17 protein-coding genes, 1 tRNA gene and 2 pseudogenes are annotated in these 19,298 nt (G+C 58.9%); 15 read left to right on the top strand and 5 right to left on the bottom strand.

All coding sequences use genetic code 11. The annotated features are described in order from the left end of the window. The first annotated feature begins 17 nt into the window (after positions 1 to 17). Both BLL42_RS30255 and BLL42_RS13230 read left to right on the top strand, forming a co-directional pair. Positions 18 to 341 (top strand): AlbA family DNA-binding domain-containing protein, encoded by a 324-nt coding sequence (locus BLL42_RS30255; RefSeq protein WP_071552498.1) that lies wholly within the window; start codon positions 18 to 20, stop codon positions 339 to 341. Further along, positions 341 to 631, top strand: coding sequence for a winged helix-turn-helix domain-containing protein (locus BLL42_RS13230; protein WP_071552497.1), 291 nt, complete (start codon positions 341 to 343; stop codon positions 629 to 631). The genes BLL42_RS30255 and BLL42_RS13230 overlap by 1 nt, the downstream gene beginning before the upstream one ends. A gap of 108 nt (positions 632 to 739) precedes the next feature. Here BLL42_RS13230 and BLL42_RS13225 read toward each other — a convergent pair. After that, positions 740 to 1,614 (bottom strand): annotated as a pseudogene (locus BLL42_RS13225) (sterol desaturase family protein). Between the two features lie 69 nt (positions 1,615 to 1,683). Between BLL42_RS13225 and BLL42_RS13220 the strand changes: the two are divergent. Continuing rightward, on the top strand, positions 1,684 to 2,643 hold the full coding sequence (locus tag BLL42_RS13220) for an AraC family transcriptional regulator ligand-binding domain-containing protein (protein WP_071555754.1): 960 nt from the start codon (positions 1,684 to 1,686) through the stop codon (positions 2,641 to 2,643). Positions 2,644 to 2,849: 206 nt separating this feature from the next. Here the strand turns inward: BLL42_RS13220 and BLL42_RS13215 are convergent. Further along, positions 2,850 to 2,926, bottom strand: a tRNA-Arg gene (locus BLL42_RS13215). Between the two features lie 349 nt (positions 2,927 to 3,275). On the opposite strand from BLL42_RS13215, the gene gabD reads away from it, so the two are divergent. From gabD to BLL42_RS13200, 3 genes are all read left to right on the top strand, one after another. Next, on the top strand, positions 3,276 to 4,718 hold the full coding sequence (gene gabD, locus BLL42_RS13210; RefSeq protein WP_071552496.1) for an NADP-dependent succinate-semialdehyde dehydrogenase: 1,443 nt from the start codon (positions 3,276 to 3,278) through the stop codon (positions 4,716 to 4,718). A 176-nt stretch (positions 4,719 to 4,894) separates the two neighbouring features. Continuing rightward, positions 4,895 to 6,172 carry a 4-aminobutyrate--2-oxoglutarate transaminase gene (gene gabT / locus BLL42_RS13205; protein ID WP_071552495.1) on the top strand — a complete coding sequence of 426 codons (1,278 nt, stop codon included), beginning with the start codon at positions 4,895 to 4,897 and terminating at the stop codon, positions 6,170 to 6,172. 136 nt (positions 6,173 to 6,308) lie between these two features. Beyond that, complete coding sequence (locus BLL42_RS13200) at positions 6,309 to 7,523, top strand: response regulator (protein ID WP_071552494.1); 1,215 nt, start codon at positions 6,309 to 6,311, stop codon at positions 7,521 to 7,523. A 141-nt stretch (positions 7,524 to 7,664) separates the two neighbouring features. Here the strand turns inward: BLL42_RS13200 and desA are convergent, their stop codons facing one another. Beyond that, a complete protein-coding gene (desA, locus tag BLL42_RS13195; protein ID WP_071552493.1) occupies positions 7,665 to 8,843 on the bottom strand; it encodes a delta-9 fatty acid desaturase DesA in 1,179 nt (392 codons plus the stop codon). A 147-nt stretch (positions 8,844 to 8,990) separates the two neighbouring features. Here desA and dibA point away from each other — a divergent pair, with 147 nt between their 5' ends. The 6 genes from dibA (at position 8,991) to BLL42_RS13165 (ending at position 15,271) form a co-directional block, all read left to right on the top strand. Further along, on the top strand, positions 8,991 to 10,910 hold the full coding sequence (gene dibA, locus BLL42_RS13190) for a phosphodiesterase DibA (RefSeq protein WP_071552492.1): 1,920 nt from the start codon (positions 8,991 to 8,993) through the stop codon (positions 10,908 to 10,910). Between the two features lie 258 nt (positions 10,911 to 11,168). Then, on the top strand, positions 11,169 to 11,351 hold the full coding sequence (oscA, locus tag BLL42_RS13185; protein WP_071552491.1) for a sulfur starvation response protein OscA: 183 nt from the start codon (positions 11,169 to 11,171) through the stop codon (positions 11,349 to 11,351). Between the two features lie 141 nt (positions 11,352 to 11,492). Then, positions 11,493 to 12,506, top strand: coding sequence for a sulfate ABC transporter substrate-binding protein (locus tag BLL42_RS13180; RefSeq protein WP_071552490.1), 1,014 nt, complete (start codon positions 11,493 to 11,495; stop codon positions 12,504 to 12,506). A gap of 67 nt (positions 12,507 to 12,573) precedes the next feature. Further along, positions 12,574 to 13,392, top strand: a complete 819-nt coding sequence (gene cysT / locus BLL42_RS13175) for a sulfate ABC transporter permease subunit CysT (RefSeq protein ID WP_019691172.1) — start codon at positions 12,574 to 12,576, stop codon at positions 13,390 to 13,392. Positions 13,393 to 13,405: 13 nt separating this feature from the next. Beyond that, complete coding sequence (cysW, locus tag BLL42_RS13170) at positions 13,406 to 14,278, top strand: sulfate ABC transporter permease subunit CysW (RefSeq protein ID WP_071552489.1); 873 nt, start codon at positions 13,406 to 13,408, stop codon at positions 14,276 to 14,278. A gap of 3 nt (positions 14,279 to 14,281) precedes the next feature. Then, complete coding sequence (locus BLL42_RS13165) at positions 14,282 to 15,271, top strand: sulfate/molybdate ABC transporter ATP-binding protein (RefSeq protein ID WP_071552488.1); 990 nt, start codon at positions 14,282 to 14,284, stop codon at positions 15,269 to 15,271. A gap of 86 nt (positions 15,272 to 15,357) precedes the next feature. Here BLL42_RS13165 and BLL42_RS13160 read toward each other — a convergent pair whose 3' ends face one another. Further along, entirely contained in the window at positions 15,358 to 15,882 is a 525-nt protein-coding gene (locus tag BLL42_RS13160) for an Mpo1 family 2-hydroxy fatty acid dioxygenase (RefSeq protein WP_071552487.1), read from the bottom strand. An 85-nt stretch (positions 15,883 to 15,967) separates the two neighbouring features. Here BLL42_RS13160 and BLL42_RS13155 point away from each other — a divergent pair, with 85 nt between their 5' ends. Beyond that, on the top strand, positions 15,968 to 16,654 hold the full coding sequence (locus tag BLL42_RS13155) for a Crp/Fnr family transcriptional regulator (protein WP_071552486.1): 687 nt from the start codon (positions 15,968 to 15,970) through the stop codon (positions 16,652 to 16,654). A gap of 88 nt (positions 16,655 to 16,742) precedes the next feature. Next, positions 16,743 to 17,105: pseudogene (locus BLL42_RS13150) on the top strand (response regulator); the annotation flags it as partial. Positions 17,106 to 17,115: 10 nt separating this feature from the next. On the opposite strand, the gene BLL42_RS13145 reads toward BLL42_RS13150, so the two are convergent. Beyond that, positions 17,116 to 18,120: an AraC family transcriptional regulator gene (locus BLL42_RS13145; RefSeq protein ID WP_071552485.1), complete on the bottom strand. Its 1,005-nt coding sequence runs from the start codon at positions 18,118 to 18,120 to the stop codon at positions 17,116 to 17,118. Positions 18,121 to 18,697: 577 nt separating this feature from the next. Here BLL42_RS13145 and BLL42_RS13140 point away from each other — a divergent pair. Then, the gene (locus BLL42_RS13140; RefSeq protein ID WP_071552484.1) at positions 18,698 to 19,279 is read left to right on the top strand and encodes an alpha/beta hydrolase; all 582 of its coding nucleotides are present in this window, start codon (positions 18,698 to 18,700) and stop codon (positions 19,277 to 19,279) included. Positions 19,280 to 19,298: the final 19 nt, after the last annotated feature.

The following is a 19,298-nucleotide window of genomic DNA, read 5'->3' as shown; positions in this document are numbered from 1 at the left end:
GGAAGGATTCGATTGGTATGAGCGAACACCAGCAGCGGGAATGGAAGGCCGTGTGGCGCGACGAATATCTGAAATGGATATGCGGTTTCGCCAATGCCAAGGGTGACGTGCTGGAAATTGGTCGCAACGATGCCGGCGTGCCGCTGCCTGGCCTCACCCTCGATGACTGCCCGCCCGCCGCGCTGCAAGGGTTTCGCACCCGTTCAACCCGCTGCTGGCTTCGGCGTTTTTCCGCGCCGGCTACGTGGAGTCCTGGGGCCGGGGCATCGAGTAAATCCTCAGTGAGTGCCGCAAGCACGACATTCCGCCGCCACTGTTTGACAGCAGTCTGTCGGGGCTGATGCTCACCTTCCGAGCCGATCCTGCGCAGCTGGTTGAGGCTTTCGGGGATGCAGCACGACCGCTGTTTGCGGACAAATCACTGACTACCCAAGAAACTACCCAGAAAACGGTGCAAGGGCAGATCGTGGCTGTGTTGCGTCAGCAGCCGACGACCACCCGGCGCGAGCTGGCGAAACAACTCGGCCTGAGCCCTGATGGCGTCAAATATCATCTGGACAAACTGCGGGCAGCCGGGGTGATCCGGCATGTGGGCCCAACGAAAAGCGGACACTGGGAAGTGCTCAAATGACTGAGATTGGTAAAGCAGAACGCGTGACACAGAGGCGTGTAGCCGACTATTTTTCTCAAGAGGTCGACAGGTGAACCTCATTCCTTGCATCTGAAGCAAATTCCGAACTCAAGACCCAGACGATATTGAGTGCGCTTTTTTCTCTTGCTTGAGATCGCCTTGCCGCACTCGTTTTGGCGAACGAACCACCGGCCAGAACAGCTCTTGCTGCCACGTCACCGGATGCAAATCCTCAATGCCATAGGTTGAGGGACGCTGCCGAGTGATCTTGGCTGTACCGAACAGCACGTCCCAGAAAAACAGCAGGTTGCCGAAGTTCCCCTTGTAGTGGGTCACGCCGTCTTTGGCGTTCAAACCATGATGGGCCGCATGGGTGGAGGGGTCGAAATGGTCCGTTCGAGGACCCACATCAGCGGACGCAAGGCCGGAATGCGGTAGAGTTTTTCATCCCAGGCGACGCTGCTGTGCGCAGCGAAGATCACCGTCATCTTGACGATCAAGTAACCGTAGTAAACCGGTGCCAGGCCCAGGTAGATGATTGCTCCGGCCAGCCAGATGCCTGGCATCAGCAGGTAGTAAAAGCTGTTGTTTCGGTAAACGATGCGAATGCTCATGTAGGGCGCCGAATGGTGAGCACGATGCAGGGCATAGAGAAACGGCAGTCGATGGGTCAGGCGATGCCACCAGTACTGGGTCAAGTCATCGAACACCAGAAACAACCCGAGGCCCGCCACCCAGTGAAGGTTGGCCAGGCTGTTCTTGAGTTGAGGGGCCAGACCGCCAAGCAACAGGTTGCTGAGGAACATCACCAATGGAAAGGTGACACCCAGCAGGAGCGACGAACCGATGACCTCGATCAGCGTATCGCGACGCTGACCTTTGGGTTGGCGGAAACAGGCACACGCAATTTCCAGCAGGATGAAACCCAGAAAAATCCCGGCGACGACCAGAATTGGATTGTTGACGAGCATTATTGTATTCATGGCAATCTCGAGTCAGGCCCGACTTGGGCATTGCCTGAGCAATAAGAAACCATGTGCCTTCCGGACAACATGTGCGAAATGGACAAAATCACTCGAGAAGAGGCCAATCAGCCAGCCCGTCGCTTTCATCGGGGTCAGCTCGGACAGGTCCTGGAACGTGTACTGCATAAGCAGACACGCAGTAACCGGCGCGATTACAGCCTGCTTGAGCTTGAGCAATTGTGGACGGCGGCGGCACAACAAGATCCCGCCATTGGCTTGCACCTTTTCGCCGGGTTCACCCCGCAGGACTGCCACGTGCTGACGTACATCTGTACGTATTGCCCGGACGTCAGCGCAGCTATTCAGTGCTGGGGTGACTATGCAGGGCTGGCCTCGGACATGGACAGCGTCAAACTGATCAGCGATGCCCATGGCCTGGGCGTAGAGCTGCGTATCGACGCCCCCGTCAAACTGGCCCGCTACGTGGTGGAACATTACTGCGTGATGGCCGTGACCCAACTGCGCAAAGCCACGGGCGAACCTGTCCAGCCGGTGCTGGCTCACTTCGCCCATCCGCGGCCGATCTACCACGCCGAATACGCCCGATGGTTTGGGGATAACATCGTGTTTGAGAGCGCGCATAACTGCCTGTATTTCGACCAGGCCATCTTGCGGTTACCCTTGCTGACGCGACACGACGGGATGGCGGAGTTGTTGCGCAGTGAGATGGACCGACGGATCGCACGGCATCTCCAACTCAACGGCTGGACCGGAAAAGTAGCGGCCGGCATGCGACAAAGCCTGGCGCGCGGCGTGGTGCCCAGCCTGGAAAATCAGGCAGAGGCGCTACACCAGAGTCCGCGTACCCTGCGTCGTCGCATGGGAGAGCAAGGCATGACGTTCCGCCTGCTGCTGGACCTGGTGAGAGCCGAGCTGGAGCAGCATCTTGAGTTTCTGGGTGAGAACCGCGCGCAAATTGCCAGTCAACTGGGCTACGGGGACCTGGCTGCCTATCTGCATGCGCGTAAACGATGGAGGCATGAGTGACATGACGATCGCATTCGCGATGTCGGGGGCTCGGGGCTTGCCCTGAGCAAGGACGGTAGGTAACGCAGAGGAAGTGAAGCAACTGGCGCGCGGCGGGTGTAATCGCCAGGTACTGGCGGTATGGCAAACCCTGCCTTAACGACTTTCAGGACCAGGACAGGTTTCTGCCAAGGGCGCTGCTCCCTTGTCATACAAGGGAAAGAAGATGGTGCACCAGGCGGGATTCGAACCCACGACCCCTGCCTTCGGAGGGCAGTACTCTATCCAGCTGAGCTACTGGTGCAATGCGGGCGCCATGATACTCATATGCACCGCGGGCGTCCATGCTGCTGAATAGCCTGATGTTTCGCGCCCGCGAGCGGGCGTTTGCTACGTTGATCAGATAAACAGGGCAAATGCGGCGTTTTCGTTCTTTTTTTCGAACAGGCTATTGTCCTTTACCCCCTTTGATCCTAGGATTCGTTTGAGATTTCAAACGCTCTTGTCTGGGTGCTGAACCGCACGTGTTTAACCAGTGCGCTATTTATGTGCTTCGGCCCGGTGAATGAATTTCCTGACGGCAGCCTGTCATGGCGCCTTCCAACAATTAATAATTCGCTCCGCTCACGCGGTGCTGTTAAGGAAAAGCCCACATGCAGCTTAAAGACACCCTGTTGTTCCGCCAGCAAGCCTTCATTGATGGCGACTGGGTCGATGCGGACAATGGTCAGACGATCAACGTCACCAACCCGGCAACGGGCGAAATTCTGGGCACCGTGCCAAAAATGGGCGCTGCCGAAACCCGCCGTGCGATCGAAGCTGCCGACAAGGCGCTGCCGGCCTGGCGTGCACTGACCGCCAAGGACCGCGCGAACAAGCTGCGTCGCTGGTTCGAACTGATCATTGAGAACCAGGACGACCTGGCTCGCCTGATGACTCTGGAGCAGGGCAAGCCATTGGCTGAAGCCAAGGGCGAAATCGTTTACGCCGCGTCCTTCATCGAATGGTTCGCCGAAGAAGCCAAGCGTGTCTACGGTGACGTGATTCCGGGCCACCAGCCAGACAAGCGCCTGATCGTGATCAAGCAGCCAATCGGCGTGACCGCTGCGATCACTCCGTGGAACTTCCCGGCTGCCATGATCACCCGTAAAGCCGGCCCGGCACTGGCCGCCGGCTGCACCATGGTGCTCAAACCTGCTTCGCAAACGCCTTTCTCTGCCTTCGCCCTGGCTGAACTGGCCCAGCGTGCCGGTATCCCGAAAGGCGTGCTGAGCGTCGTCACCGGCAGCGCCGGCGACATCGGCAGCGAGCTGACCAGCAACCCGATCGTGCGCAAGCTGTCCTTCACCGGCTCGACTGAAATCGGTCGTCAGCTGATGGCCGAATGCGCCAAGGACATCAAGAAAGTGTCCCTGGAACTGGGCGGCAACGCACCGTTCATCGTGTTTGACGACGCGGACCTGGATAAGGCCGTCGAAGGCGCGATCATTTCCAAATACCGCAACAACGGCCAGACCTGCGTCTGCGCCAACCGTCTGTACATTCAGGATTCGATCTACGACGCGTTCGCTGAAAAACTCAAAGTGGCCGTGGCCAAACTCAAGATCGGCAACGGTCTGGAAGAAGGCACCACCACTGGCCCGCTGATCGACGGCAAAGCCGTGGCCAAGGTTCAGGAGCACATTGCTGACGCCCTGAGCAAAGGCGCGACGCTGTTGGCCGGTGGCAAGGTCATGGAAGGCAACTTCTTCGAACCGACCATCCTGACCAACGTGCCGAAAAATGCTGCGGTGGCCAAGGAAGAAACCTTCGGTCCATTGGCGCCACTGTTCCGCTTCAAAGACGAAGCCGAAGTGATCGCGATGTCGAACGACACCGAGTTCGGTCTGGCCTCGTACTTCTATGCGCGTGACCTGGGTCGTGTGTTCCGTGTGGCTGAAGCCCTGGAATATGGCATGGTCGGCGTCAACACCGGGTTGATCTCCAACGAAGTCGCGCCGTTCGGTGGCATCAAGGCCTCGGGCCTGGGCCGTGAAGGCTCCAAGTACGGCATCGAAGATTACCTGGAAATCAAATACCTCTGCCTGGGCATCTGATCAGGTAAGGAATTAAACGCAAAGGGCACGAGAGCGCTGTCCTTATGCGGGCTTCAAACGTTATTTCTCGGTGGCCGGGAAAGCTGTGGCAGTCGATCATCGCATGCTGCCGTAGTTGCCTCCCCGCCACGTATTCCTTGAGCCACGCCGACCGATGAGCGGCGAATGAGGACACTATGAGCAAGACCAACGCATCCCTGATGAAACGCCGCGAAGCCGCTGTACCACGCGGTGTTGGCCAGATTCACCCGATCTTCGCCGACTCCGCGAAGAACGCCACCGTGACCGACGTTGAAGGTCGCGAGTTCATCGACTTCGCCGGCGGTATCGCCGTGCTGAACACCGGTCACCTGCACCCGAAAATTATCGCCGCGGTGACCGCGCAGCTGAACAAGCTGACTCACACCTGCTTCCAGGTATTGGCTTACGAACCGTACGTAGAACTGTGCGAGAAAGTGAACGCCAAGGTTCCTGGTGATTTCGCCAAGAAAACCCTGCTGGTGACCACCGGCTCCGAAGCTGTGGAAAACGCCATCAAGATCGCCCGTGCCGCCACGGGTCGTGCCGGCGTGATCGCCTTCACCGGCGCTTACCACGGTCGCACCATGATGACCCTGGGCCTGACCGGTAAAGTCGTGCCTTACTCGGCCGGCATGGGTCTGATGCCAGGCGGCATCTTCCGCGCGCTGTACCCGAACGAGCTGCATGGCGTGAGCATCGACGATTCGATCGCCAGCATCGAGCGCATCTTCAAGAACGACGCCGAGCCGCGTGACATCGCTGCCATCATCATCGAGCCGGTTCAGGGCGAAGGTGGTTTCTACGTCGCGCCTAAAGCGTTCATGACGCGTCTGCGCGCCCTGTGCGACCAGCACGGTATTCTGTTGATCGCTGACGAAGTACAAACCGGCGCTGGCCGTACCGGCACCTTCTTCGCCATGGAACAGATGGGTGTTGCTGCCGACCTGACCACCTTCGCCAAATCCATCGCTGGCGGCTTCCCGCTGGCCGGTGTGTGCGGCAAGGCTGAATACATGGACGCCATCGCTCCAGGCGGCCTGGGCGGCACTTACGCCGGTAGCCCGATCGCTTGCGCCGCTGCGCTGGCGGTGATGGAAGTGTTTGAAGAAGAGCACCTGCTGGATCGCTGCAAAGCGGTCGGCGAGCGCCTGGTGACTGGCCTCAAAGCCATTCAGGCCAAGTACCCGGTGATCGGTGAAGTACGTGCCCTGGGCGCGATGATCGCGGTTGAACTGTTCGAAAACGGCGACAGCCACAAGCCTAACGCCGCCGCCGTCGCCCAAGTTGTGGCCAAGGCGCGCGACAAGGGCCTGATCCTGCTGTCGTGCGGCACTTACGGCAACGTATTGCGCGTACTGGTACCGCTGACTTCGCCGGACGAGCAACTGGACAAAGGTCTGGCGATTATCGAAGAGTGCTTCTCCGAGCTCTGATTGCCCAGTGTGACCTGATCGACAAAAAACCCGCTTCGGCGGGTTTTTTTGGTCTCTTGAAACACTTCGGCGGCTTTTGCGCTGTATCGAATGGCCAGCATTGTCTAAGGTGCAGGCATTGCCTCGGAGTGAACTGATGACAGTTGTTGACTTACCGGCTGTACCGCGAGTGCTGATCGCCGAGGCTGACCCTTGGTCTCGAGACCTGCTCGAGCAAGTGTTGTTGCACGTGCGCTGTGACGCACGGCTCGACCTGTGCGCCGATGGCCGGCAGGCGCTGGAGTTGCTGAGCGAGCATCCCTACGACCTGGTGATCGCCGATTGGGAGCTTCCCGGTGTCGATGGCCTGGGCTTGCTGCGTAGCGTGCGCCAGCGGCGGCGTAACCCGGTGTTGCCGTTCATTTTGATGAGCAGCCGCAACGACAGCGCCAGCGTGCGCGAGGTATTGCCGCTGGCCCCAACGGCCTATCTGACCAAGCCCCTGAACATGGAAGGTCTGACTCAGCGCCTGCAGGACTTGCTCCTGAGCGCCGGTCAGACGGTTTCCTGTGACGTCCCGGCGCTGGCACCTGGCATGACCTTGTCGACCTTCCTTGAGCGTCGGCGTGAGTTGGCGGACGGCGCGCCGTTGCTCACTGACGTGCAACTGGCGGTCAAGCGCAGCCTGAACCCCAATGGCCTCGATCTGAAGCTGCTGGAGGAAGAAGTGCGCACTGACCCGCAGATCACCGCCGTGTTGATCGCCGCCGCCAACAGCGCCTCGCAGCACCTTGGCGATACCGTGCAGACCGTGTCCCAGGCCTTGCATCGCTTGGGCACCGGACAAAGCATGAACCTGATCCTTGGCCTGGCCCTCAAGCGCAGTGCGAATTTAAGTGATCCGTGCCTGGCCGATTACGCCGAGCGCTACTGGAAGCTGTCACTGCACACCGCCGAATACGGGCGGACCCTGGCACGCTTGCTCGATCTCGATCAGGAACGTTGCTATTGCGCCGGAATGCTCCATCGCCTCGGCGATCTGGCGCTGTTACGTTGCTTGCAGGAGTGGATACAGGCGGGGGGCGCACTGGACAAGCTGGAAGAGGTCGGCGAGGCGCTGGCTGAATTTGGCGCGGCCTATGGTTCGGCGTTACGCACCCGCTGGCGGCTTCCGTTGGAGTTGCGAGAGCTGATTGCGGCGGTCTATCAGCTCGGTGGAGGGGTTTACTCCCGTGAAGCACTGGTGATGAATCTGGCAGCGCAACTCGCACGCCTGACCGAGCATGAAGGCGTTGAAGAGCTGGCTAAAAGTCGAACGGCGCGCCTGCTCAAAATCGGCCTGCCGGAACTGATGCGTTTGCGCAAAAGCTAAAGATCGCAGCCTGCGGCAGCTCCTACGCCGGAGTGCGGTGGAGCGCAGGTCCTGTAGGAGCTGCCGCAGGCTGCGATCTTTTGGGCTTACCCCGAAATAATCCGGTTCTTGCCCTGGCGCTTGGCTTGATACCTCGCGGTGTCAGGCAGGGCGCAGCGAGTAGGTTTTCAACTGGTTGGCGAAGTCGCGCAGCGATTGAATACCGCTGGCTTCGGCTTCGTGGACCCAGTCCTTGATGGCCGCCAGCATGTCATGGCCATTTGAGCTGGTCTTGATCCAGATCTGCTGCAAGGCCAGACGTTTCTCGTAAATTACCTTCAGCGCCTGGCTGTGCTCGAGCATGGTCTGGATGCGCACATGGTGCTTATCATCCAGCAGGCTGGTTTCTCGCGAGAGCAGGCGCTTGGCGCGATGGAATTGGTGGCGAACCGAATGGTCGACCTTTTCCAGCTCTTGCTTGACCAATGGGCCGATCACCAGCTTGCGGTACTGGGCCATGATCTGGAAGCGGTTGTTGAGGATCGCCATGGCGGTGTCCATGTCCAGGCTGCCTTTGCCTTCGACACGGTGGGCGATCGGCGCAACACGCTGAACCTTGGCCAGCCGCAGGAAGCTGAAGACCTGGATCCACGCCCAGCCGAGGTCGAATTCCCACTTCTTCACCGACAGTTTTGCCGAGTTAGGGTAGGTGTGATGGTTGTTATGCAGTTCTTCACCGCCGATCAGAATGCCCCAGGGCACCAGATTGGTTGCCGCATCTCGGCATTCGAAGTTGCGGTAGCCAATGGCATGGCCCAGGCCATTGACCACGCCAGCGGCCCAGACCGGGATCCACATCATCTGGATCGCCCAGATGGTGATACCGATAGTGCCGAACAGCAGCAGGTCGATGACGCCCATGATCGCCACGCCCAGCAGCGGATAACGGCTGTAGAGGTTGCGTTCGATCCAGTCTTCGGGGCAGTTCTTGCCGTAGATGCGCAGCGTCTCGGGGTTTTCCGCTTCGGCGCGGTACAGCTCGGCACCTTTGCGCAAGACCGTGGACAGGCCTTTGATCACCGGGCTGTGCGGGTCGTCGACGGTTTCGCATTTGGCGTGGTGCTTGCGGTGGATAGCGGTCCACTCGCGGGTGTTCTGCGCCGTGGTCAGCCACAGCCAGAAGCGGAAGAAATGTTTCAGGCCGGCATTGAGCTCAAGGGAGCGATGGGCTGAATAACGATGCAGATAAACCGTGACGCCCACGATGGTGATGTGGGTCATTAACAGGGTGACTGCCACCAGTTGCCAGGGCGACAAGCCGAGTAAACCTTCGTACCACATAGGCTGTATGGCCCTCGATAAAGAAAAAAATAGCAGGCGCATTATCACTCAGCACACGGATAAAACCAGTCGCCCTTTCAGATAAGAGTGGCTGGATGTTTCTTTAATCTATAATTCCGACCTTTTTGTAAGGACATGGACGCCCGAATGTCTGCCTCATATCGCGATGCCTTGCGTGCAGCGCTGCTCTACCTGGTACTTTCCGTCGTTTGGCTGGAACTCACTGGTTATTTATTGAACAATTTATTCGATGAATTAGCTGACCTTCAGCGATGGCAACTGATCAACGGTTATGTCTGGGTGGTGCTCAGCGCCGGGTTTATCTTCATTGTCCGGGCGCATTTGCTGTGTTTTCTCGGGGTAGGCGCCAAATTACGCCAGCGCAACGAAGATCGCGCGCGATTACGCCAAGCGCAGGCGGTGTTCGATTGCACCCGTGAAGGGGTATTGGTCACTGACCGCCAGGGTTTGATCGTCCACGTCAATCGAGCCTTCATGGAGATCACTGGCTATCAGGCCGAAGAGGTGTTGGGCCACAGACCCAGCCTGTTCAAGTCCGGCCATCATTCACCGGATTTCTATCAAGCGATGTTCCAGAGTCTGAAACGCACCCGCGAATGGAGCGGCGAGATCTGGAACCGGCGTAAAAGCGGTGAAATTTATCCGCAATGGCAGACCATCCGGGTCATTCACGATGACCACAGCCAGCTCAGTCACTACGTAGCGGTGTTTTCCGATATCAGCGCGATCAAGGACTCCGAGCACGAGCTCGCGCATCTGGCGCACCACGACCCGCTGACCGACCTGCCCAATCGTCTGCTGTTCAGCGATCGCGTCGAGCAGGCGCTGACTTCGGCGCAGATCCACAAGCGCGGATGCGCGTTGCTGATGATCGATCTGGACCATTTCAAGATGATCAACGACAGCCTCGGGCATAACGTTGGCGATCAATTGCTCAAAGCTGCGGCGGTGCGTCTGCAAGGCATGTTTGGCCCCGGTATTACGTTGGCGCGTTTGGGCGGCGACGAGTTTGCCGTACTGGCCGAGAGTTGTTCGCAACTGGTGCAGGCTGCCGCGTTGGCGCAGCGGATCATCGAGGGGCTGAAAGAGCCGTTTGTCATCGGTGCTCACCCGTTGTTCATCAACGCCAGTGTCGGTATCAGCCTGTTCCCCAGCGACGCGCTGAGCGCCGAACAATTGCTGCGCAATGCTGATTCGGCGCTGTTCAAGGCCAAGAGTTCGGGGCGCGACGGTTATGCCCTGTACACCGAGGAGTTGACCGCCCACGCCCAGCACCGGGTCGAGATGGCGTTCGAATTGCGCCGCGCGCTGGAGCAGCAGGAGTTGCGGGTGTACTACCAGCCGGTGCATGACCTCAAGACCAGCCGTTTGATCGGCGTTGAAGCGCTGGTTCGCTGGCAACATCCGCAGCGCGGGTTGGTGCCGCCGGGTGAGTTCATTCCGATTGCCGAGCGCACCGGCTTGATCGCCGAGATTGACGCCTGGGTGATGCAACAGGCCTGTCAGCAGATGTGTGCCTGGCAGAGCGCCGGGGTGGTGTTGTCGTTTATTGCGGTGAACGTTTCTACCCGCCTGTTTGCCCGGCGCGAACTGTTTGAGCAGGTGGCTCAAGTGCTGCATGACACGGGACTGGATCCGGCGTTTCTGGAGCTGGAAGTGACCGAAAGCGCGGTGATGGACGATCCTGAGGTTGCACTGGAACAAATGCACCGCTTGCGCGAACTGGGTGTGCGGCTGGCCATCGATGACTTCGGTACCGGTTATTCGTCGCTGCTGCGGCTCAAGCGTCTGCCGGTGCAGAAACTCAAGATCGACCAAGGCTTCGTCGCCGGCCTGCCGTGGGATGAGGATGACGCAGCGATCGCTCGAGTGATCATCGCCCTTGCGCAAAGCATGGGCATGCGGGTGCAGGCTGAAGGCATCGAACAGGTCGAGCAGGCGGCGTTTTTGCTCGAGCAGGGTTGCGATTTGGGGCAGGGCTACTGGTTTGGCCGACCGATTCCGGCGCAAGAGCTGGACTGGGCTCGGGCGCCGGTGATTCGTTAAACACCAAAAGATCGCAGGCTTCGCCAGCTCCTACACCGATCGTGTAGGCGCTGCCGGAGGCTCGGGCCGCGTTCGGACGATCTTTTGATTTTCGGCGCTCAATGCCTGTGCAACCCCTTGTCCCGCCAAATAATGTATTTAGGTTATATAAACATTCTTAAATAGTATTTTTAAGAATATCTGCGCCTATCTACTATTGCTCTCACGCCGTAAGCAGTGCCGCCACTGCCAGGCACATCTCATTGAAGGAGTAGCACCATGAGCGCATCTCTACGTAGCGTTGACAGCCAGGACGAAGCAACCATTTTGCGCGAGATCCAGAGCGCATTGCGCGATCTACGCTTTGGGGCAGTGGAAATCACCGTGCACAACGCCCAGGTGGTTCAGATCGAACGCAAAGAGAAATTCCGTTTGCAGAGCCCAGGCAACAAGCCGAGCTGAAACAAAATCAAAAGATCGCAGCCTTCGGCAGCTCCTACACACTAATTCCCGTAGGAGCTGCCGGAGGCTGCGATCTTTGAACAGGCAACCCGATTCCAGACCATAAGAACAGCCAACACAAAAGAATTCAGGAGCTGCACCATGTCGTCGATTCGCCGTTATGCTTTGGCCGCTCTGGCCAGTGCCATTTTTGCCGGTTCCGCGGTTGCCAAGGATTACGAGTTGCTCAACGTGTCGTACGACCCGACCCGCGAGCTGTATCAGGACTACAACGCCGAGTTCATCAACTTCTGGAAGAAAGACCACGCTGGCGACAACGTGAAGATCCAGCAATCCCACGGTGGTTCGGGCAAACAAGGCCGGGCGGTGATTGATGGTTTGCGGGCCGATGTGGTGACCCTGGCACTGGCCGGTGACATCGACGAAATCGCCAAACTTGGCAAGACCTTGCCGGCCGACTGGCAAAAACGCCTGCCGGACGCCAGCACACCGTACACCTCGACCATCGTGTTCCTGGTGCGCAAGGGCAACCCTAAAGGGATCAAGGACTGGGGCGACCTGACTAAAAACGGCGTTGAAGTGATCACCCCGAACCCGAAAACCTCCGGCGGTGCGCGCTGGAACTTCCTCGCGGCCTGGGCCTATGGGCTGAAAGCCAACGGCGGTGATGAAGCCAAGGCCAAAGAATATGTGCGGACCCTGTTCAAGCACGTTCCCGTACTGGACACCGGCGCTCGCGGTTCGACGATTACCTTCGTCAACAATGGTCAGGGTGACGTGTTGCTGGCTTGGGAAAACGAAGCCTTCCTTGCACTGAAAGAACAGGGCGGCGCTGACAAGTTCGACATCGTCGTACCTTCGCTGTCGATCCTCGCCGAACCGCCAGTCGCGGTCGTCGACAAGAACGCCGAAAAGAAGGGCAACGAGCAGATCGCCGAAGCCTACCTCAAGCACCTGTACAGCTCGGCCGGTCAGGAAATCGCCGCGAAAAACTTCTATCGTCCACGTGACAAGGATGTGGCCGCCAAGTACGCCAAACAGTTCCCGACCCTGGAACTGGTGAGCATCGACAAGGATTTCGGTGGCTGGAAATCCGCCCAACCGAAATTCTTCAATGACGGTGGCGTGTTCGACCAGATCTATCAGGCGCAGTAAATTGAATTAAGCCAGCAAAAAGCCCGGAGCCAGCCTTCGGGTTTTATGCGTTCAACCAAGGACTCTTATGTCGCGTCGTATCTCCCCCGTCATACCCGGCTTCGGGCTGACGCTGGGCTACACCTTGGTGTACCTCAGTCTGATTGTGCTCATACCCCTGGCGGCGATGTTCGTGCATGCCGCTCAACTCACCTGGGATCAGTTCTGGGCAATCATCTCGGCGCCACGGGTGCTGGCGGCGTTGAAGCTCAGTTTCGGCACCGCGCTGTACGCCGCGATCATCAACGGCATCATCGGCACGTTGCTGGCCTGGGTGCTGGTGCGTTACACCTTCCCCGGACGCAAGATCATCGACGCGATGATCGACCTGCCGTTCGCACTGCCGACGGCCGTGGCCGGTATTGCACTGACTGCGCTGTACACACCGACCGGTCTGGTCGGGCAGTTCGCCGCGGACCTGGGGTTCAAGATCGCTTACACGCCGCTTGGCATCACCCTGGCGCTGACCTTCGTCACGCTGCCATTCGTGGTGCGTACGGTGCAGCCGGTACTGGCTGACATTCCGCGAGAGATCGAAGAGGCCGCCGCGTGCCTGGGCGCCAAGCCGTTGCAGGTGTTCCGCTACATTCTGGTTCCCGCCCTGCTGCCGGCCTGGCTGACCGGTTTTGCCCTGGCGTTTGCACGGGGTGTTGGCGAGTACGGCTCGGTGATTTTCATTGCCGGCAACATGCCGATGAAAACCGAAATCCTGCCGCTGCTGATCATGGTCAAGCTCGACCAATACGACTACACCGGCGCTACCTCCATTGGCGTGCTGATGCTGGTGGTTTCCTTCGTCCTGTTGCTGCTGATCAACTTGTTGCAGCGGCGCATCGAAACCCCATAAGGAAGCGCGGAATATGTCCCAATCGTCTATTACCGCTGCGTCTTCGGCCAATGCTGCCCGCCGTGGCAGCGCCGTTTCGCGGCGGATCCTGATCGGCCTCGGCTGGCTGATTTTTGCGCTGTTTCTGTTGCTGCCGCTGTTCATCGTGGTGTCCCAGGGCCTGAAGCTCGGCCTGGGCGCGTTCTTCACCGCGATCTTCGAACCGGATGCTCTGTCGGCCCTGAAACTGACCGTCATTGCAGTGCTGATTTCGGTCCCGTTGAACCTGGTGTTCGGCGTCAGTGCGGCCTGGTGCGTGAGTAAATACTCGTTCCGCGGCAAGAGCATGCTGGTGACCCTGATCGACTTGCCGTTCTCGGTGTCGCCGGTGATCGCGGGTCTGGTCTATGTGCTGATGTTCGGCGCCCAGGGTATTTTTGGCCCGTGGCTACAGGATCACGATATCCAGATCATCTTCGCCTTGCCGGGCATCGTGCTGGCGACGATTTTCGTCACCGTGCCGTTTGTGGCGCGTGAACTGATTCCGCTGATGCAGGAACAGGGCACCCAAGAAGAGGAAGCCGCACGGTTACTGGGCGCCAACGGCTGGCAGATGTTCTGGCATGTGACTGTGCCGAACATCAAGTGGGGCCTGATCTACGGCGTGGTGCTGTGTACCGCGCGGGCGATGGGTGAGTTCGGTGCGGTGTCGGTGGTTTCCGGGCACATTCGCGGGGTGACCAACACGCTGCCGCTGCACGTCGAGATCCTCTACAACGAATACAACCACGTCGCCGCGTTTGCTGTTGCGAGCCTGTTGCTGATCCTGGCGCTCTTCATCCTGCTGCTCAAGCAGTGGAGCGAGTCCCGTATTAACCGCCTGCGCGCCAGCGCCGCGGAGGAATAAGTCATGTCGATCGAAGTCCGTAATGTCAGCAAGAACTTCAACGCCTTCAAGGCGCTGAACAGCATCAACCTGAACATCCAGAGCGGCGAGCTGGTGGCGTTGCTGGGCCCGTCCGGCTGTGGCAAAACCACACTGCTGCGGATCATCGCCGGGCTGGAAACCCCGGACGCCGGCAGCATCGTGTTCCACGGCGAAGACGTTTCCGGCCACGACGTGCGTGATCGCAACGTCGGTTTCGTGTTCCAGCACTACGCCTTGTTCCGCCATATGACCGTGTTCGACAACGTCGCGTTTGGCCTGCGCATGAAGCCGAAAAACCAGCGTCCGAGCGAAAGCCAGATCGCCGTCAAAGTCCACGAACTGCTGAACATGGTGCAACTGGATTGGCTGTCGGATCGCTACCCGGAGCAACTTTCCGGTGGTCAGCGTCAGCGTATCGCGTTGGCCCGTGCCTTGGCGGTAGAACCGAAGGTCCTGCTGCTCGACGAACCCTTCGGTGCGCTGGATGCCAAGGTTCGTAAAGAACTGCGTCGCTGGCTGGCGCGTTTGCACGAAGACATCAACCTGACCTCGGTGTTCGTGACTCACGATCAGGAAGAGGCGATGGAAGTGGCCGACCGCATCGTGGTGATGAACAAGGGTGTGATCGAGCAGATCGGCTCACCGGGCGATGTCTACGAAAACCCGGCCAGCGACTTCGTGTACCACTTCCTCGGTGATTCGAACCGTCTGCAACTGGGTGACGACAATCACGTGCTGTTCCGTCCTCACGAAGTGTCGCTGTCACGCACTGAGCTGGAGGATCACCACGCGGCGCAAGTGCGCGATATCCGTCCGCTGGGTGCGACCACGCGAATCACATTGAAAGTCGAAGGCCAGAATGAGCTGATTGAAGCGGAAGTGGTGAAAGACCACGACAGCCTGACCGGCCTGGCCAAGGGCGAGACGCTGTTCTTCAAGCCCAAGGTCTGGCAGAAAGTCGCCAACCTTTAAGATCAAAAGATCGCAGCCTGCAGCAGCTCCTACAGGGGTACACCATGCCGTAGGAGCTGCCGCAGGCTGCGATCTTTCAAAACTATCTACGCCGCCGCATTTTTCTGACGCAGACGCACCCCGCCAGCCCGCGCCTCGATCTGCTCTTTCAGGTCATGCCGCAAACCCAGCAAAAATGCCAATTCCACCACCACAAACAGCGGCCCGACGATCAATCCCGTTACATCATCGACAAACGCCGGTTTGCGTCCTTCGTAGTGATGGCCGACAAACTGGATGGCCCAGCCGACCACAAACATTGCGATGCCGCTGCTCAACCAGAGCAGGGTGCTGTGTGCCGCAAGGATTTGACCTAGCCAAACGGACAGGCCCAGCAGCACCGTCATCACCACCCCAAGGCGTACTTCCAAGCGTAAATAGAACCACGCCGAGGCTAGCGCCAACAGCACCGCAGGAGACAGCCAGAGCCCGGCCACCGGCCATCCTGGCCGTGACAGCAACACGGCGACGGCGACCACGATCAGCGGAATGCCAATGAAGTGGCTGGCGATGTTGCGTGGGTCACGGTGGTACGCGGCGTATTGACTGAGGTGGTCAACGAGGCTTTTCATTGTTATTCCTCCTGTAGGGATGTCGATCATGCCCTGCGGTCAGTCGTTGCTCTGTCAGCCAGACGACAATCATCTTGGAGTTTTCATGGATATGCAGGCCTGGCGCTCGCGCCTGATGAGTGGCCAGTGGTTCAGCCATTTGCCGCCCTTGTTACAGGATAGTCTGCTGTCCCTGGCCCGGGTGCGGCGGTTGCCGCAGGGGCAACGGCTGTTCAAGCGCGGCGATCCGCCGTGTGGTCTGTATGCGGTGCTTGAAGGTGCAGTGCGGGTGGGCGCTGTCAGTGAGCAGGGCAAGGAGGCGCTACTGAGCCTGATCGAACCGCCGCACTGGTTCGGCGAAATCAGTCTGTTCGATGGCCAGCCACGCACCCATGACGCCTATGGCGTGGGCCACTGCATTCTGTTGCATATACCGCAGGCGGCGTTGGTTACCTTGCTCGAAGATCACCCGCAACATTGGCGACAGTTGGCCTTGCTGATGAGCCATAAACTGCGCCTGACCTTCATCAACCTTGAGCAACTGAGCCTGCTGCCAGCACCTGCGCGATTGGCGCACCGCTTGCTGATGATCGCCGACGGCTACGGTGAAATCGAACCTGCACGGCGTATCCTGCAACTACCGCAGGAGCAGTTGGCGTTGCTGCTTTCGCTGTCGCGGCAGACCACTAACCAGATCCTCAAGGACCTGGAGAGCCAGGGCATTCTCAGCCTGGGTTATGGCGAGATCGAGATCCTCGATGCGCAGCGGTTGCGGGCTTTGGCGAGCGTTTGAGCCGGTCACCTCGTCCGAAATAACCGTTAGTGATGGGCTTTGTGCGCCAAGGCGCCTAGCCTGTGCTGACGATTATTCGAGGTGTGCCATGCGTTTGCTGTTAGTGGAAGACGAGCCTGAGACCGCGAAACTTCTGGCCCAAGGCCTGAGCGAAGCCAGTTATGCGGTGGATGTAGCGGACAACGGCATGGCCGGTCGACGCTTCATCGAAGCGGCTGAATACGATCTGATCATCCTCGACGTGATGCTGCCCGGTCTTAACGGTTGGCAGCTGTTGCAACAGATCCGCCAGCTCGGCGCTACGCCGGTGCTGTTCCTGACCACCACGGACGGCATTGAAGACCGGCTGCGCGGGTTGGAGCTGCATGAAGATGACTACCTGCTCAAGCCGTTTGTCGTGAGTGAGCTGGTGACGCGGGTGCGCAAGTTGTTGCGTCGTGATCGGGGGCGCCGACACCCCGTTACCGCAACCCATCCCGAAATTGCCCCGGCGTCATCCCCGTCCAGCGTTTGAAAGCGCGGCTGAAGCTGCTGGTGTCGGCAAATCCGAGCAGATAGCTGATTTCGCTCAACGAGCACTGTGGGTCTCGCAAGTGCAGCAGTGCCAGATTTTCACGACACTCATTGAGCAGCGTATCGAACCGGCAACCTTCGTCCGCCAGGTGCCGTTGCAAGCTGCGCAAACTCAAATGCAAGGTCTCGGCGATGTGTTCGGCGCTGGGTTCACCTTCCGGCAGTTGCGCCTCGATGGCGTCGCGCACCTTGCGCTCCCAGGTCAGCAGGCGCAGTTGTGTCAGGGTGCGTTTGAGCACGGTTTCGTTGTGTTCGGCCAGTTCCGGGTTGGCGTCATCCAGATGGCTTTCGAAGTCATCGATGGAAAACTCCAGCCGGTCTTCGTCAGCGGCAAAGAAGATCGGCGCGCGGAACACCGTGTGCCATTGTTTCGGGTCGGCCGGTTCCGCTCGGCGCAAGTACACCGCCAGCGGTGCATAGTCCCGGCCCAAACGGTTGCGACAGGTGCGCACGTAGATCGCGGCGAAGGCATCGATCGCTTCCCGTGCTGGCGCCGGGCTGCCTTCGGGAACCTTGAGGGTGAAGCAATAGCGATCTTCGCCACGGGTCAGCTCCAGCTCCAACGCGTCGCTGATTACCTGGTGATAACGCACGATGCGCTCGAATACCTCACGCAGACTGCCGCTGGCCACCAACGCATAGCCCAGCGCGTGGAAGGTGGTCGGACTGACGAACCGCGACACCCGCAAACCAATCGCCGGGTCGCCGCTGGCCTCGACGGCCAGTTCCCACAGTCGGGTGGTGGCCGATAACGGATAGCGGGCGTTGGGATCGTCCATCAGTTGCGGGTCGAGCCCGGCTTGCAGGCACAGGGCGTTGCTGTCGAGGCCGAGGGCGTCGAGTTGTTTGCGCAAAGCGCGGGTCCAGCTGGCGAGCGAGGTAGGTTCAATCATGATGATTGGCGCTTCCGGTCAACAGGTTGGCGTTCACAGCTAACGCCCGGAGCGATCGCGCAGGGCAGGATGCGAACATCAATAACCAGAGGATGGAAGCATGTACGGTACTTCTGCAAGTCCCCAGTGCCTGAATGTACAACAACGATCTGCGCCTATTCGTGAAGGGGTGCTGGTGGCAGGAAACGGTGGTCTTATTTATTCGATATTGATCTATTTTAAATGCTAAATATTCCTTTAAGAAATAAGTCTTTGGCGCAATGATTGATCCATCGAAACGTTCGCGTGGGGCGTCAGGCGCAGGCTGATCGATTCATTGAACCGCAACCTGTTCGTGTTAAACGTTTGAGGATTACCACGCTGTCAGTGATGACGGCGCGTTAACAGATTTTCGATTTCCGGGGCCGTCTCCTTGGCAGGGTGCGGCCCCTTTTTTTGCTGAAAGCAAAACACAATCCCACAGGGTGATCAGGTTTATATTCGATTAAGATATTAATAAATATCTTCTTATTCCTTAACGAATATAAATCTCGTCCCTATACTTGATCAGGAACAGACACGCACAGGAGAGCTCCTCATGCGCAACGAATCAATTCGCTACCTGATTGTGCCGGGCTGGCAAGGATCGCCAGATGATCATTGGCAAAGCCACTGGCAGAACAACCTGCCGAACAGCGCACGGGTGGAGCAGGCCGATTGGCTGACGCCGCGTCGTGAGGATTGGGTCGCGGCGCTGGCCGAAGCGATTGATGCCGACAGCACCCCCGTGATTCTGATCGCCCACAGCCTGGGTTGCATCACCGTTGCCCACTGGGCCGCTGCTGCGCCGTTGCAGGCGTTGCGTCAGGTTCGCGGGGCCTTGCTGGTTGCGCCTGCCGACGTCGAGCGACCGGCTTGCGCGCCTGCGTTGCGCAACTTTGCACCGATTCCGACGCATCTGCTGCCGTTTCCGAGCCAGGTTGTCAGCGCTGACAACGACGCTGCTGTCAGCGCTCCACGGGCGCTTGAGCTGGCGCGTCACTGGGGCGCCGAAGCAGGGATTCTGGCGGGTGCCGGGCACATCAATGTGAAGTCCGGCCACCATCGTTGGGAGCAGGGTTTTGCCTACCTGTATCGCCTGCAAAATCGCATGGAACATCACGCCCTGCGCCGCGCTTGAACCTCTTTTTTATTTAAAC

Origin of the sequence: Pseudomonas frederiksbergensis, assembly GCF_001874645.1 — a bacterium.
In the GTDB taxonomy this organism is placed as follows: Bacteria; Pseudomonadota; Gammaproteobacteria; order Pseudomonadales; family Pseudomonadaceae; genus Aquipseudomonas; species Aquipseudomonas frederiksbergensis_B.
The sequence above is the reverse complement of the archived record's forward strand: the minus strand, read 5'-3'. Positions and strand labels throughout refer to the sequence as shown.

Excerpts from the sequence above, each read along its gene's own strand:
- BLL42_RS13220 (WP_071555754.1), top strand. The coding sequence starts at position 1,684 with ATGTGCGAAATGGACAAAATCACTCGAGAAGAGGCCAATCAGCCAGCC.
- BLL42_RS13155 (WP_071552486.1), top strand. The coding sequence starts at position 15,968 with ATGGATATGCAGGCCTGGCGCTCGCGCCTGATGAGTGGCCAGTGGTTC.
- dibA (WP_071552492.1), top strand. The coding sequence starts at position 8,991 with ATGTCTGCCTCATATCGCGATGCCTTGCGTGCAGCGCTGCTCTACCTG.
- cysT (WP_019691172.1), top strand. The coding sequence starts at position 12,574 with ATGTCGCGTCGTATCTCCCCCGTCATACCCGGCTTCGGGCTGACGCTG.
- BLL42_RS13230 (WP_071552497.1), top strand. The coding sequence starts at position 341 with ATGCTCACCTTCCGAGCCGATCCTGCGCAGCTGGTTGAGGCTTTCGGG.
- BLL42_RS13180 (WP_071552490.1), top strand. The coding sequence starts at position 11,493 with ATGTCGTCGATTCGCCGTTATGCTTTGGCCGCTCTGGCCAGTGCCATT.
- BLL42_RS30255 (WP_071552498.1), top strand. The coding sequence starts at position 18 with ATGAGCGAACACCAGCAGCGGGAATGGAAGGCCGTGTGGCGCGACGAA.
- cysW (WP_071552489.1), top strand. The coding sequence starts at position 13,406 with ATGTCCCAATCGTCTATTACCGCTGCGTCTTCGGCCAATGCTGCCCGC.
- BLL42_RS13160 (WP_071552487.1), bottom strand. The coding sequence starts at position 15,882 with ATGAAAAGCCTCGTTGACCACCTCAGTCAATACGCCGCGTACCACCGT.
- BLL42_RS13145 (WP_071552485.1), bottom strand. The coding sequence starts at position 18,120 with ATGATTGAACCTACCTCGCTCGCCAGCTGGACCCGCGCTTTGCGCAAA.
- desA (WP_071552493.1), bottom strand. The coding sequence starts at position 8,843 with ATGTGGTACGAAGGTTTACTCGGCTTGTCGCCCTGGCAACTGGTGGCA.
- gabT (WP_071552495.1), top strand. The coding sequence starts at position 4,895 with ATGAGCAAGACCAACGCATCCCTGATGAAACGCCGCGAAGCCGCTGTA.
- BLL42_RS13140 (WP_071552484.1), top strand. The coding sequence starts at position 18,698 with ATGCGCAACGAATCAATTCGCTACCTGATTGTGCCGGGCTGGCAAGGA.
- oscA (WP_071552491.1), top strand. The coding sequence starts at position 11,169 with ATGAGCGCATCTCTACGTAGCGTTGACAGCCAGGACGAAGCAACCATT.
- gabD (WP_071552496.1), top strand. The coding sequence starts at position 3,276 with ATGCAGCTTAAAGACACCCTGTTGTTCCGCCAGCAAGCCTTCATTGAT.
- BLL42_RS13165 (WP_071552488.1), top strand. The coding sequence starts at position 14,282 with ATGTCGATCGAAGTCCGTAATGTCAGCAAGAACTTCAACGCCTTCAAG.
- BLL42_RS13200 (WP_071552494.1), top strand. The coding sequence starts at position 6,309 with ATGACAGTTGTTGACTTACCGGCTGTACCGCGAGTGCTGATCGCCGAG.